The sequence below is a fragment of the Citrobacter portucalensis genome, assembly GCF_002042885.1.
Classification (GTDB): Bacteria; Pseudomonadota; Gammaproteobacteria; order Enterobacterales; family Enterobacteriaceae; genus Citrobacter; species Citrobacter portucalensis.
In genome coordinates, this window is sequence record NZ_MVFY01000001.1 from 20,129 (window position 1) to 34,236 (window position 14,108).

Genomic DNA, 14,108 nt, shown 5'->3' on the forward strand with positions numbered 1-14,108 from the left:
TTGGCAGGTTAGCGAACGTTGGCGCAGGTCAGGCAAAACGCATAGCGGTTTTGCGGATCGTTAAACGCTGCCAGCTTATCGCTCTCCGCTTTAACCGTACTCGCCGCAGAAGCGAGCGGCGCCGGGAGCATCGCCTGGATAGCTTCAGGCAGCATGGCACGAACGGAACCGGACATGCTATCCATCACCATATCAACGAATGTCGGTTCGTCCTGATAATACTCAATGTGCCATTGCTTCAGTTTGGCCAGCTCAGCCGCTTTCGCCACGGCGTCATCAAAATCACCCAGACTGTCTACCAGACCGTTGGCTTTCGCATCCTGGCCGGTCCAGACGTGGCCCTGCGCGATTTTGTCAATCTGCTCAGGCGTTGTCTTACGCGCATCTGCGACCAGCGTGATAAAGCGCTTATAGCCGTTCTCGATGCTCAGTTGCATCATTTGCTGCACTTCAGGTGGTAACGCTTTGGTGATGGAGATATCCGCCAGTGGGGATGTCGCCACGCCGTCGGTGTGTACACCAATGGAATCCAGACTGTTTTCCACAGTGTTGATCACGCCAAAGATCCCGATTGAACCGGTCAGCGTGCTGGGGTTCGCCACAATGTAGCTTGCTGGGGTGGAGATCCAGTACCCGCCGGATGCCGCCATGCCCCCCATGGACACGACAACCGGCTTGCCTGCCGCTTTTGCCGCAGCCAGCTCAGCGCGAATGACTTCGGAAGCGCTGACGCTGCCGCCAGGGCTGTTCACGCGCAGCACAATTGCTTTCACTTTCGGATCAAGACGCGCTTCGCGGATCTGCGCGGCAGTCGTGTCACCGCCCACATTCCCAGGGGTTTCTTCACCGTCCATAATTGCGCCATTCGCGAAGACGACGCCAATGCTGTCCCCAGTATCCGCTGGCGTTTTCAGCGAGTAATCGTAATAGCTGACGGCGCGATAATTTTTATCCGCTTTGCTCCAGCCAAACTGTTTGGTCAGCATTTTTTCGACTTCGGCGCTGGAGGCCAGTGCATCCACCAGTTTGTTGTCGAGCGCATATTTCGCGGTATCACCATCGACTTTTGTCAAACCGTCCAGCATGGCCTGTGCGCCCGGGAACACCTGCTGAGCAGGGATCTGGCGGTTGGCTGCGACCGTGTCGAGATAGTTCTGCCACAGCTCGCCGATCCAGCGGCTGTCGGCCTCGCGAGCGGCAGGAGACATATCATCACGAATGAACGGTTCTACGGCAGACTTATAAGTCCCGACACGGAACACGTGCGTGGAAACTTTCAGCTTGTCGAGCAGGGACTTGTAGTACAAACCGTTGGTGGCAAAGCCGTGCAGATCAACGGAACCCTGCGGAGAGAGATAAATTTTATTGGCGAAACTGGCGAGGTAGTACTGCCCCTGGCTGAAGTTATCGCCCACGGCAAAGACCGGTTTGCCGCTGTCGCGGAATTCCCGCAGCGCTTTACCGATATACTGCATGGAAGGCTGGTCGGCCCCGGCAAAATTTTTCAGATCCATCACAATGCCGGTGATGTTGCGATCATCTTTTGCCTGGCGAATAGTATTCACGATATCGAACAGGGAGTTTTCCTGCAGACGATCGGAACTGGCGCCAAACAGCTGACGACCAATAACGCTTAAGCGACTGGTGCTCGAAGGCTTATCGACAATCACCCCCGAGATATCCAGCAGCAGTGCGCCTCGCTCAGCGTGTTCACTGGTATTGCTGCTGCTGACCTGCATCCAGATGCCCACGCCCACCAGCACCAAGAAGATGAAGAACAGGTTAAGCACAAATTCACGGACGAAATTCAGTAATCGCCATGTCCATTTAAAAAATCCGGCAATAAATCGCCACAGGGTTCGCATGTATTCTCCCTACCGATTAACAACACGCCATCCCGAAATTCCGGAGAAAGGCGATAAGATGAGGCTATCGTAATGACCCGACAGGCACTTGTCAGCAGGAATCACCGCCTGTGCTGTAACAAAATCCGCTCACGTGTTAATTTTGTGAACAAATCTCATTGTTGGAGTTAAGCAAATGGATGCACTCGAATTACTGATTACCCGTCGTAGCGCCTCTCGTCTCGTCGAGCCGGCCCCGACAGGAGAGCAACTGCAAAACATTCTGCGGGCGGGTATGCGCGCGCCAGACCACAAAACGCTGCAACCGTGGCAATTCTTTGTCATTGAGGGTGAAGGGCGTGAGCGTTTTAGCGCAGTGCTTGAAAAAGGGGCGATTGCCGCAGGCAGTGACGAGAAAGCTCAGGAAAAAGCGCGCAGCGCGCCGTTTCGCGCGCCGCTGATTATTACCGTGGTGGCGAAATGTGAAGAAAACGACAAGGTTCCTCTGTGGGAACAAGAAATGTCTGCCGGTTGTGCGGTAATGGCTATGCAGATGGCCGCAATTGCCCAGGGCTTTGGCGGTATCTGGCGCAGTGGTGCATTAACCGAAAGTGCGGTCGTTCGCGAAGCATTCGACTGTCGCCCGCAAGATAAAATCGTCGGTTTTCTCTATCTGGGCACACCGCAGCTAAAAGCATCCACGACGATTAACCTTGCCGATCCGAGCGCATTCGTCCGTTATTTCTGATATCAACGGCAAAACTGTCTGGATTCTGAGCAAAGACACCCGAATTCAGACAGTCACTCTTACCACATCAAGGAATGAGCGCTACCATATCCGGATTGCAATGACAGGAGATGTCCATGAGCGAGCAAGCTATTCGTTTAACGCAATACAGCCACGGAGCCGGTTGCGGTTGTAAAATTTCCCCAAAAGTGCTGGAAACCATCCTGCACAGCGAGCAGGCGAAGTTTGTTGATCCGAACTTACTGGTGGGTAATGAAACCCGCGACGACGCGGCCGTATACGATCTGGGAAACGGCACCAGCGTTATCAGCACCACCGATTTCTTTATGCCGATTGTCGATAATCCGTTTGATTTTGGACGCATCGCCGCGACTAACGCCATCAGCGATATTTTCGCCATGGGCGGCAAACCGATTATGGCAATTGCTATTCTGGGCTGGCCGCTGGATAAACTGGCACCGGAAATCGCCCGCGAAGTCACCGAAGGCGGACGCTTTGCCTGCCGTCAGGCGGGTATTGCGCTGGCGGGCGGCCACTCTATTGATGCCCCAGAGCCTATCTTCGGCCTTGCGGTAACCGGCGTTGTGCCGACCGAACGCGTGAAGAAAAACAGTACCGCTGAGGCAGGGTGTAAGTTGTTCCTGACCAAGCCTCTGGGTATTGGCGTTCTGACAACTGCAGAGAAAAAATCACTGCTGAAGGAAGAACATAAAGGACTGGCGACAGAAGTGATGTGCCGGATGAACATTGCCGGTGCGGCATTCGCCGATATTGACGGCGTGAAAGCCATGACCGATGTTACCGGTTTTGGTCTGCTGGGGCATCTGAGTGAGATGTGCCAGGGCGCAGGCGTTCAGGCACAGATCGTCTACCAGGATATTCCTAAGCTGCCTGGCGTTGAAGAATACATCGCGCAGGGCGCGGTGCCGGGTGGTACCCAACGTAACTTTGCCAGCTACGGACACCTGATGGGTGAAATGCCGCAATCGGTACGCGATCTGCTGTGCGATCCGCAAACTTCAGGTGGTCTACTGCTGGCGGTAACGCCGGAAGCTGAAGCCGAAGTGAAAGCGGCAGCGGCGCAGTTCGGTATCGATCTCACCGCCATTGGTGAGTTAGTGGAAGCTCGTGGCGGTCGCGCCATGGTTGAGATTCGTTAACTCGATGCGGTTGTTTATTGCCGAAAAACCAAGTCTGGCGCGTGCTATCGCCGATGTGCTGCCGAAGCCGCATCGCAAAGGCGATGGTTTTATTGAATGCGGAAATGGACAAGTGGTGACCTGGTGTATTGGTCACCTGCTTGAACAGGCGCAGCCGGATGCCTACGACAGTCGTTATGCTCGCTGGAGTCTCGTCGATCTGCCGATTGTCCCTGAAAAGTGGCAACTGCAACCGCGTCCCTCGGTGACCAAACAGCTCAACGTCATTAAGCGCTTTTTGCATGAAGCCAGCGAAGTTATTCACGCCGGTGACCCCGATCGTGAAGGGCAACTGCTGGTGGATGAAGTGCTGGATTATCTGCAACTGGCACCTGAAAAGCGCCAGAAGGTGCAGCGTTGCCTGATTAACGACCTCAACCCGCAGGCCGTTGAGCGGGCTATTGAGCGGTTGCGCGCCAACAGTGAGTTTATCCCGCTGTGCGTGTCGGCACTGGCGCGAGCGCGTGCGGACTGGTTGTACGGTATCAATATGACGCGCGCTTACACCATTCTTGGACGTAACGCGGGCTATCAGGGCGTACTTTCGGTCGGGCGCGTACAAACGCCGGTGCTTGGGCTGGTTGTTCGTCGCGATGAAGAGATAGAGAACTTCGTCGCCAAAGACTTCTTCGAAGTGAAAGCGCATATCGTAACGCCCGCCGATGAGCGGTTTACCGCTATCTGGCAGCCGAGCGAAGCGTGTGAGCCGTATCAGGATGAAGAAGGGCGCTTGCTGAACCGCACGCTGGCTGAACACGTGGTGAACCGCATTAACGGTCAACCGGCGATAGTCACCAGCTATAACGATAAACGGGAATCAGAATCCGCGCCGTTGCCGTTCTCGCTGTCTGCGTTGCAGATTGAAGCGGCGAAGCGCTTCGGTTTAAGTGCGCAAAACGTTCTGGATATCTGCCAGAAGCTGTATGAAACCCATAAGTTGATTACCTATCCGCGTTCGGATAGCCGTTATCTGCCGGAAGAACACTTTGCCGGACGTCACGCGGTACTGAACGCGATTAGCGTCCATGCGCCGGATCTGCTCCCGCAGCCGGCGGTCAATCCCGATACGCGAAATCGCTGTTGGGACGACAAAAAAGTGGATGCGCACCACGCCATCATTCCTACCGCGCGCAGTTCGTCCATCAATCTGAATGACAACGAAGCGAAAATTTACAACCTGATTGCCCGTCAGTATCTGATGCAATTTTGCGCAGATGCGGTATTCAGGAAGTGCGTTATTGAGCTGGATATCGCCAAAGGCAAGTTTGTCGCTAAAGCCCGTTTTCTGGCGGAAGCCGGATGGCGCACGCTGCTCGGCAACAAAGAGCGCGACGAAGATAATGACGGGACGCCGCTGCCGGTGGTGGCAAAAGATGACGAACTGCTGTGCGAAAAAGGCGAAGTAGTTGAACGTCAGACCCAGCCCCCGCGGCACTTTACTGATGCAACTCTGCTGTCAGCAATGACCGGGATTGCGCGATTCGTGCAGGATAAAGGTCTGAAAAAGATCCTGCGCGCAACGGATGGTTTAGGTACGGAAGCGACGCGCGCCGGAATTATCGAGCTGCTGTTTAAGCGCGGGTTCCTGGTGAAAAAAGGACGTTATATCCATTCGACTGACGCGGGAAAAGCGCTGTTCCACTCGCTGCCAGAAATGGCGACGCGCCCGGACATGACAGCGCACTGGGAATCTATCCTGACCCAAATCAGCGAAAAGCAGTGTCGCTATCAGGATTTCATGCAGCCGCTGGTGGGAACGCTGTATCAGCTTATCGATCAGGCGCGCAGCACACCGGTACGACGCTTTCGTGGAATTGCTGCACCTGGCGGTAGTGGTAGCGATAAGAAAAAAAGCGCGCCGCGTAAACGTCCGGCGAAAAAAAGCCCGCCATCTGAAGAGGCGGGCCTGTAAGTTTGTAAGCCTGATAAGCATAGCGCATCAGGCTTAGCCGGATGCGGCACCCGTGCCTAATCCGGCCTACTGGCCTGCAGAGACAATATTAAATCACGCCCTGACCCAGCATCGCGTCGGCAACCTTCACGAAGCCCGCGATGTTGGCGCCACGTACGTAGTTGGTCTGCTTGCTTTCGCCGCCGTATTCAACGCAGGCATGGTGAATATCCAGCATGATGTGGTGCAGGCGCGCATCCACTTTCTCCGCTTTCCAGCCCAGACGAGCGGCGTTTTGCGCCATTTCCAGACCGGATGTCGCTACGCCACCGGCGTTGGCGGCTTTACCCGGTGCGAACAGTACGCCCGCTTCGAGGAACAGATCGGTGGCCTCGATAGTGGTTGGCATGTTTGCCCCTTCGGCGACAGCTTTCACGCCGTTGGCGATCAGTACGCGCGCTGCATCGACATCCAGTTCATTCTGAGTGGCGCACGGCAGGGCGATATCGACCGGAACCGACCACGGCTGTTTGCCTTCCAGATAGGTCAGGCCAAACTCACGGGCGTAATCCGCCACGCGACCGTCACGGCTGTCTTTGATCGCGCACAGACGCGCCAGTTTTTCTTTAGTAAATCCGCTTTCGTCAACTACGGTACCGCTGGAATCGGAGGCGGTAACTACTCGCGCGCCAAACTCCATGGCTTTCTCTATGGCGAATTGCGCTACGTTGCCGGAGCCAGAAACCGCCACGCGCATGCCTTCAAAGCCCAGACCATGGCGTTTGAGCATTGCTTCGGTGAAGTACACCAGACCGTAGCCGGTGGCTTCCGGGCGGATCAGGCTGCCGCCAAAAGAGAGACCTTTACCGGTAAAGACGCAGGCGCTGTTGTTGGACAGTTTTTTCATCATCCCGGCCATAAAGCCGACTTCACGACCACCCACGCCGATATCGCCCGCCGGGACGTCGGTATCAGGACCTAAATGGCGGAACAGTTCGGTCATCAGTGCCTGGCAGAAACGCATGATTTCGCCTTCGCTTTTACCTTTCGGATCGAAATCGCTCCCGCCTTTACCACCGCCCATTGGCAGCGTGGTGAGGGCGTTCTTAAAGGTCTGCTCGAAACCCAGGAATTTCAGGATCGACAGGTTCACGGAAGGGTGGAAACGCATACCGCCTTTGTACGGGCCAATGGCAGAGCTAAACTGTACGCGCCACGCGCGGTTGACCTGCACCTGATTGCGATCGTCCAGCCAAACTACGCGGAACTGGATCACGCGCTCCGGTTCAACCAGACGTTCCAGCAACGACATCTGACGATAACGCGGGTTCTGCTCAAGAAAGGGCCACAGCGTCGTCATTACCTCACGAACGGCTTGCGCGAACTCGGTTTGATTCGGGTCGCGCTTTTGCACATGGTTGAGAAATGACTCCAGAGAACATGTCTGATCCATAGATATAAGAACCTCTTATGTATTGATATGGTTATATTTTTGATATTTATGTTATGTGTTGTGCAGTTTTTGACTATACCATCAGCAGTGTGACGTGACGCAAGAAAAAATTAACCCCGCTAAGTAAATTAATATTGCGCCGTGGGTCATAACCAAAAACGATGATGGAAGGGACTAAAGTTTCTGCCGATCTATACCGTTATACTGAGCATAAATGTCAGTTAAAAAGGAAAGACAATGCGCCGTTTAATCATGGCAGGAGCGTTGGTACTGGTGTCCAGCGCGACGCTGGCAAATCAGCTTTATCGCCCGGATGTGCAGGTGAATGTACCGCCGGAAGTGTTCAGTTCCAGCGGTCAGCGGGCTCAGCCCTGTAGCCAGTGCTGTATTTATCAGGATCAAAACTACTCTGAAGGGGCGGTGATTAAAGCCGATGGCGTTCTGTTGCAGTGCCAGCGCGATGATAAAACGATCAGCACGAATCCGCTGGTCTGGCGGCGTGTAAAAGGATAAACGCCTCTAACAGCGGGATATCGGCGGGTGCCAGCGGATAACGCAGCGCCTCTTCGGGTGAGCACCAGACGATATCCTGATGTTCATGCGCTCTAAGTTCCCCTTGATACGAAGGCACATGCCAGGCATGCAGGTGAATCAATCGGCCTGAAACCTCGCGTTGATGACTGGCAATGTAGCGCCCCACGACTGCCTCAATACCCAACTCTTCACGCAGTTCGCGGATCAGCGCCTCGGGCTGACTTTCGCCCAGCTCAACCTTACCGCCGGCAAACTCCCACATGCCTGACTGATCCGCATGCAGCGGACGCTGAGCCAGTAAAATTTTGCCATCACGTTCAATGATAGCGGCGACCACGTCGAGGGTTTTCATCATATTCATCAAGATCTAACAGCAGAAAATGACATACTATCGTTATCTTTGTTTTATCTAAAGTATTCAGGAGCCACCGTTGAACGAACCTCAGTCGTGGGTAAAGCCGTTAACGCGTATCCCTTCCAGTTTAAAACCGCTCGTTGCCACGCAGAAAAAACATTATGGCGATGTGCTGCATCCCACGCGCTGGTGGGGGCGGATGCCGTTTCTGTTCTGGCTGGTGGCGCTGTTTGTCGGGTTTCTGGAGCGTAAAAAGGCGCGCTTAACGCCGGTGATGCGTGCGCTGTTGATGACCCGCGTTTCTCAGGTCTGCCACTGCGCTTTCTGTGTTGATGCGAATAGTTTACGGCTGGCAGAACGCTGTGGCGCGCTGGATAAAGTCATGCAGGTTGCCACCTGGCAAGATTCGACGCTGTTTAGCGCTGAAGAACGCGTAGCGCTGGCCTATGCCGATGCGGTTACCGCAACGCCTCCACAGGTTGACGATGCGCTGAAAGTGCAGATGAAGCAGCATTTTACCGATGATGCCATTACGGAAATGACCGCGCTGATTGCGTTTCAAAATCTCTCGGCGCGTTTTAATGCCGCTCTCGATATTCCCTCGCAGGGACTGTGCGACAGTTTTAAAGGACGCCCGCATGCTTGACCGCCATCTTCATCCACGATTAAAACCGCTGTTGCATCGGTGCGTAGGTATTATTGATAAACCGGCGATTACCCCGGACGGACTTACGCTGGTCGGATTTGCCATTGGCGTGCTGGCGTTGCCATTTCTGGCGTTAGGCTGGTATCTGGCGGCGCTGGTGGCCATTGTGCTCAATCGGTTGTTTGACGGGCTGGATGGGGCGCTGGCGCGGCGCAGAGGACTAACCGACGCGGGCGGATTTCTCGATATTTCGCTCGATTTTTTGTTTTACGCCCTTGTGCCGTTTGGTTTTATTCTTGCCGCTCCGGCGCAAAATGCGCTGGCAGGCAGTTGGCTGTTGTTCGCGTTTATTGGCACCGGTAGCAGCTTTCTGGCCTTCGCCGCACTGGCAGCGAAACATCAGATTGATAACCCCGGTTACGCGCATAAATCGTTTTATTATCTTGGCGGGCTGACCGAAGGAACTGAGACAATTTTGCTGTTTGTGTTGGGGTGTCTGTTCCCGGACTATTTTGCCGTGCTGGCGTGGGTCTTTGGCGCGCTGTGCTGGATGACAACGTTCACCCGGATCTGGAGCGGATATCTGACGCTGAAAACCGTTCAGCGTCAGGCGTAAGGTAATGCGTTGCCGGATGCGCTTCGCTTATCCGGCCTACAACGATGATATATCCAGGCTGGGTAAAGCGTTCTCGCCGCATCCGGCAATAATGCCAGTCTTACTTGCTGGCGTCCGGACCCCGTTCACCGCTGGCGACCGGGTTTTTCGGATTGCTGCTCCACTCGTACCAGCCACCATCGTAAACAGAGACGTTTTTCCAGCCCATCGCGCGGGCATACATAAACGTTTCTGAAGCACGCCAGCCGGTACCGCAATAGAAAGAGACCTGTTGATTCGGCAGGATATTCCATTGCTTCCACATGGCGGCGATGTCATCCGCGCTGCGCATGGTGCCATCCGGGTTATGGAAATCTTCCATGTGGGTGGAGTCGCTGCCCGCGTGGCCCCAACGCGCGCCTGCGATCTCACCTTTTGGCTTAATGTAGCTGTAACCGCTGGTGGTACCGACAAATTCCGGCCATGAACGAATGCTCACCAAAGATGCATCCTGGCGATGCAGCAGACCGCGCGCCTGTTCCATATCCAGCATAAGCTGCGGCTGGGCAGGGATTTTCGCGCCGAAATCAGGCTCTGGTTTCACCGTTGGCGGAGTGCCGCGTTCGACCGGTAAACCTGAGTCGGACCAGGTTTGCCAGCCGCCGTCGAGCAGACGAACATCTTTCACGCCTGCGTACAGCATAATTTGCGCCACGCGCGCGGCGGCATAAACATCGCGGCCATATAAAATCACCGTGGTGTCGTGGCGGATACCGTGTTTCGCCAGCATCGCTTTAAGCTGCTCATCGGAAACTTTATTCCACAGCGGTTCGCTTTCAACTTCATTGGTATCAATGTAGCCCGCGCCGGGGATGTGGCTGAGCAGATACAACTTCGGCGCGCCCCAGGCGGCTTCAATCACTTTCCAGTCACCCGCCGGTTTGGCAGTCACGTCTTTACCCTGCTGAAGATTGTGCAGCCACTGTGGGTAGACCAACTGTTCGAAGTGCGGCAGACGTTGCAGACGCGCAGGATCTGTCAGCGCATCGCTGAGGGTTGAAATCTGGTTAAAGCCAACTTTTTGCAGACGGGATTTAACGGCCTGCATGTCGTTCTCGCTACCATACAGCGCCACCGGAGCGTCGGTCTTAAGTTGATGTGACTTAACCCAGGCGCTGAGTTGTTCATCATTCATCTTGTCGAGCCAGGCGGCAGACAGGTTCAGTGCGGAAGGTTCGTGTCCTGAAGGACCATTGAGCGATTGTGGCCAGCCGTTGTAAAAAGCGCTCTGACGGGTATCGATCGCCGCGCCTTGCTTTTGCTGTAACTGGTTGAGGGTGAGCGTCTGTGCTGTTTCAGCAGCCCAGGAAGAAGCGCAAGCGAGCCCTAAAGCCAGTGCCAGCGCGGTCATTTGAGAAACACGTTTCATCGAATAGCCCGACGTTGAAAAAAAGAAGACGACATTCTGTGCCGCCAGTTACGTAAAAACCTTGCGTTAACGCAGCATATCGCCACATTCACGCCCAGTTTTCCATCTGAAATACGCGGCCTGCAGGCGGCACGTCCTGCGCGTCATGTGTCACCTGTACCACAGGGATCCCCAATTTACGCACCTCGGTGAAGACCCATTGGCGAAAGTTATCGCGTAGCGACGCATCCAGCCTGCTAAAGGGTTCATCAAGTAACAGCGCCTGGGGCTGCGCCAGCAGTGCGCGGAGCAGGGCGACCCGCGAACGCTGCCCACCGGAGAGCGAAGCCGGATCGCGTGAATAAAATCCTGCCAGGTCCGCGCGTGCGAGGGCACTTTCTACCTCATGACGCCTGGCAGGACCTTGCAGTCTGGCGGGTAAGGCTAGCAGTAAATTCTGCCCAACGCTGAAATGGTCAAACAGCAGCGCATCCTGGAACAAAATGCCAATCTGGCGCTGCGCGGTAGGTAACGTATCGATGCGTCGTTCATTAAGCCACAGTTCGCCTGAGGCCTGGAACTGGGGAGACAACGCCCCGATCATCCATGAAAACAGCGAAGATTTCCCGCTGCCGGAAGGTCCCATAATTGTGACGATGTCACTTTTGTTAACCTGAAAATTAACGTCTTTCACCAGCGCTTTCACGCCCTGGTACAACGAAGCGCCTCGTACAGTAAGCATTAGCGGAGTCCTTGTCGAAAGCGGCCGATCCACGCGGTGAGAAAGGCTGCAAGTGCGAAAACGAGCAGTGGTAAAAGCAGCTGCCACAACGCCTGTGTTGCCAGAATCGCACTGCTACCGCCGCTGCTTAATGCCACCGCTTCGGTGGTTAACGTGGGATAGCGTCCGGCACCTAGCCACAGCGTTGGCATATACTGGGCGATACTAACCGAGAAGCCAACCGCGAAGGCAATCAATGCCGGGCGTGCCAGCTGTGGGCATTTCACCAGCCAGAATATCCGCCACCGCGTCCAGCCCAGGGTTTGCGCAATCAAAATTAATCGTGGGTCAATGCGCTGCCACGCCGGTTTAAGCACAAATAGCATCCAGGGCATCACCCACAGCAGGTGGCCCCAGATAATGGTAGTCATCAGTCCATCTTGTTCGGCATATAACGCCAGCAGATATTGTCCGGTTACCAGCGGTAGCGCAGGCAAAATGAGCGGTAGCCAGACCCAGCGGTGTCCGGTTTGTGGACCCCATTCCAGCCAGGCAAAAAGTATCAGAAGCGCCAGCACGCTGGAAAGGAGCCCCAGTTGCAGGCTGTTGCTGAGCGCCTCGCTGTTTAGCGAGGAATAGCTGGCGATAAGCGCCAGCACCAGCGCGCATACCACACCGCTGACGGGCAAAATCTGTACCAGCGGGCGTACGATTGTCATAGATGAAAAATGCTGGCGTTCACCGTTTACTGCCGGAATAGTATGTCGCCAGGTACGCCAGAGCAGATAACCCACCAGCGCGATAACAAGGAGTAACAGCACCAGCAACAGACTGGCAAGTGCGCCTTTCGCCTGCTGTTCGACGTCGCCCTGACTGAGCCACTGCCAGCTCAATACGGCAAGCGTTGGCGGATTGCCGGGGCCAAGAACGATTGCCACATCAACAACGGAGAGTGACCAGGCAACAATCGCCAGCATAGCTTTACCTAATGCCGGGCCGATAGCGGGCAGAACCAGCCAGTTCAGGCATTGCAGTCGGCTGTAACCCAGCGAATCCAATACGATAACCTGCTGAGAAAGTTGTTTTTCACTCAGCAGGGCCGAGAGAATCCATAACAAAAAAGCGCTCTCTTTCACCGCCAGCGTTACGCCAAGTCCAATGCCGTAGCGGTCCGGCTGTGGGCTGAGGAGCGGGAGCCATTGCCAAAGTATGCCGCCTTCAGCAAAAACCAACAGCACGCTCGTGGCGAAGGCAACGTGCGGAATTGCCAGCAGCCACGGAAGACGCGTATACAGACGTACCCAGCCTGCGCCGGGCCACAAGGCGAGGATCGCCAGCAGCGCGATAATCAGCGCGCCCCCAGCCGCGAGGCCGACGGAAACCAGCGTTGCCAGTAACGCCTGCGGGAGTTGAGGATCGGCAAAGAGCGCCAGCCAGTGTGTGGTACTAAGCGCCGGTGTTATCAGAGACCATGCCGCTGGCGCCAACGGCAGATAAACTGCCGCCATGATGGCCCAGAGTAGCAGAATTAATGCGTACCGTAGCGGCGTAGCCATTCTTGTTCCAGAGCGTTTACCCAGGCTGCATGCGGTTCTGGCAACACGGCAGGGAGCCCCTGTGGGATCCGCGCCAGCAGCGCATCACGCTGTTCGTCAGGCAATTTTTGTGGATCAAGCACCGAAGGATCTCCCCAGATAGCCGGGTCAGCTTTGCGCAGTTGTGCTTCAGGAGAAAGCAGGAAGTTTGCCACGACTTTTGCTCCGGCACTGGCGTGGGCATTCGCCGGAATGGCAACAAAGTGCACGTTGCCGAGCATGCCCTGTGAGAAACCAAAACTGTAGCTGCTTTTAGGCAATTCGCCGCTCGCCACTTTTTGCTGCGCGTGGGCAGGGTTAAAGGTCAATGATAAACGCAGGGTACCGCTATTGAGCAGTGAATCCATTCGTGCTGGCGTGGGCGGAAAATCTTTGCCTTCACGCCAAAGTACAGGATGCAAGGTATCAAGATACTGCCACAATGGCGCGGTAACTTCGGCGAATGTCGCCGCATCTGGCGCAACTTTCAATGCCTGTGGTTTGGTGGTGAGCGAAATTAGCAACTGTTCAAGGAAAGCCGTTCCGGTAAAGTCTGGCGGGCGTGGATAGGTCACCGTGCCAGGGTGCGCCTGCGCAAATTCAAGAAGTGCCTGCGGAGATAACGGCGGCTGCGCGGTGAGATCGCGCCGGGCAATAAAGGTGAGTTGGGCACCGCCCCACGGTGATTCAGCCCCCTCTGTTGGAACGGAGAAATCTTCGGTCACCGGTTTTTGTGTATCAACATAGCGCCAGTTAGGCAGCGTTTGCGCCCACTGGGTTTGCAGCAGCCCGGCTTCTTTTAGCGTACGGAAGTTTTCGCCGTTAACCCACAGTAAATCGACAGAGCCGCCGGTTTTTCGCCCGGATGCCGCTTCCGTCTGGATGCGTTTTACGGCATCGGCGGCGTCTGCCAGGCGCACGATTTTCAGGTTAATGTCGTAGTGCGTTTTCATCTCGCCGCTAACCCAGTCGAGATACTGGTTAACTGCATTGTCGCCACCCCAGGCGTTGAACCACACCGTTTGACCACGGGCGTCATTTTTGATTTGTTGCCAGCTGGCGTCCTGGGCAAACGTCGCCAGCGGACAGAGCAACAAACTCAGACACAATAAGCAGTAACGCATAATATCTCCATGGCTA

General features: G+C 55.2%; 13 protein-coding genes. 6 read left to right on the top strand and 7 right to left on the bottom strand.

The genetic code is table 11. The features are described from left to right. Window positions 1–8: 8 nt before the first annotated feature. Window positions 9–1,865: a signal peptide peptidase SppA gene (gene sppA, locus BZK40_RS00110; RefSeq protein ID WP_008784539.1), complete on the bottom strand. Its 1,857-nt coding sequence runs from the start codon at window positions 1,863–1,865 to the stop codon at window positions 9–11. Between the two features lie 175 nt (window positions 1,866–2,040). Between sppA and BZK40_RS00120 the strand changes: the two genes are divergently transcribed. The 3 genes from BZK40_RS00120 to BZK40_RS00135 all read left to right on the top strand — a co-directional run bounded on the left by BZK40_RS00120 (window position 2,041) and on the right by BZK40_RS00135 (window position 5,703). Beyond that, complete coding sequence (locus BZK40_RS00120; RefSeq protein WP_008784540.1) at window positions 2,041–2,592, top strand: NAD(P)H nitroreductase; 552 nt, start codon at window positions 2,041–2,043, stop codon at window positions 2,590–2,592. 116 nt (window positions 2,593–2,708) lie between these two features. Beyond that, window positions 2,709–3,752: a selenide, water dikinase SelD gene (gene selD / locus BZK40_RS00130; RefSeq protein ID WP_003832497.1), complete on the top strand. Its 1,044-nt coding sequence runs from the start codon at window positions 2,709–2,711 to the stop codon at window positions 3,750–3,752. A gap of 4 nt (window positions 3,753–3,756) precedes the next feature. Next, window positions 3,757–5,703 (top strand): DNA topoisomerase III, encoded by a 1,947-nt coding sequence (locus tag BZK40_RS00135; RefSeq protein WP_079933916.1) that lies wholly within the window; start codon window positions 3,757–3,759, stop codon window positions 5,701–5,703. 88 nt (window positions 5,704–5,791) lie between these two features. Here the strand turns inward: BZK40_RS00135 and gdhA are convergent, their stop codons facing one another. Continuing rightward, window positions 5,792–7,135 (bottom strand): NADP-specific glutamate dehydrogenase, encoded by a 1,344-nt coding sequence (gdhA, locus tag BZK40_RS00140; RefSeq protein WP_003832501.1) that lies wholly within the window; start codon window positions 7,133–7,135, stop codon window positions 5,792–5,794. Window positions 7,136–7,387: 252 nt separating this feature from the next. Here gdhA and BZK40_RS00145 point away from each other — a divergent pair, with 252 nt between their 5' ends. Next, complete coding sequence (locus BZK40_RS00145; protein ID WP_170974251.1) at window positions 7,388–7,648, top strand: YnjH family protein; 261 nt, start codon at window positions 7,388–7,390, stop codon at window positions 7,646–7,648. Here BZK40_RS00145 and BZK40_RS00150 read toward each other — a convergent pair. Then, complete coding sequence (locus BZK40_RS00150; protein ID WP_032944405.1) at window positions 7,608–8,021, bottom strand: pyrimidine (deoxy)nucleoside triphosphate diphosphatase; 414 nt, start codon at window positions 8,019–8,021, stop codon at window positions 7,608–7,610. The two genes, BZK40_RS00145 and BZK40_RS00150, sit on opposite strands and share 41 nt — an antisense overlap. Before the next feature lie 79 nt (window positions 8,022–8,100). On the opposite strand from BZK40_RS00150, the gene BZK40_RS00155 reads away from it, so the two are divergent. Continuing rightward, complete coding sequence (locus BZK40_RS00155; protein ID WP_020996450.1) at window positions 8,101–8,670, top strand: carboxymuconolactone decarboxylase family protein; 570 nt, start codon at window positions 8,101–8,103, stop codon at window positions 8,668–8,670. After that, window positions 8,663–9,286: a CDP-alcohol phosphatidyltransferase family protein gene (locus BZK40_RS00160; RefSeq protein ID WP_060682316.1), complete on the top strand. Its 624-nt coding sequence runs from the start codon at window positions 8,663–8,665 to the stop codon at window positions 9,284–9,286. The genes BZK40_RS00155 and BZK40_RS00160 overlap by 8 nt, the downstream gene beginning before the upstream one ends. Before the next feature lie 100 nt (window positions 9,287–9,386). Here the strand turns inward: BZK40_RS00160 and BZK40_RS00165 are convergent, their stop codons facing one another. The 4 genes from BZK40_RS00165 to BZK40_RS00180 form a co-directional block, all read right to left on the bottom strand. Beyond that, window positions 9,387–10,694, bottom strand: a complete 1,308-nt coding sequence (locus BZK40_RS00165) for a sulfurtransferase (protein ID WP_079933917.1) — start codon at window positions 10,692–10,694, stop codon at window positions 9,387–9,389. Window positions 10,695–10,782: 88 nt separating this feature from the next. Next, the gene (locus BZK40_RS00170; RefSeq protein ID WP_048235520.1) at window positions 10,783–11,415 is read right to left on the bottom strand and encodes an ATP-binding cassette domain-containing protein; all 633 of its coding nucleotides are present in this window, start codon (window positions 11,413–11,415) and stop codon (window positions 10,783–10,785) included. Next, window positions 11,415–12,950, bottom strand: a complete 1,536-nt coding sequence (locus BZK40_RS00175; protein ID WP_060682313.1) for an ABC transporter permease family protein — start codon at window positions 12,948–12,950, stop codon at window positions 11,415–11,417. Before BZK40_RS00175 ends, BZK40_RS00170 begins: the two co-directional genes overlap by 1 nt. After that, window positions 12,923–14,092 (bottom strand): ABC transporter substrate-binding protein, encoded by a 1,170-nt coding sequence (locus BZK40_RS00180; protein WP_079933918.1) that lies wholly within the window; start codon window positions 14,090–14,092, stop codon window positions 12,923–12,925. The genes BZK40_RS00175 and BZK40_RS00180 overlap by 28 nt, the downstream gene beginning before the upstream one ends. Window positions 14,093–14,108 lie beyond the last annotated feature (16 nt).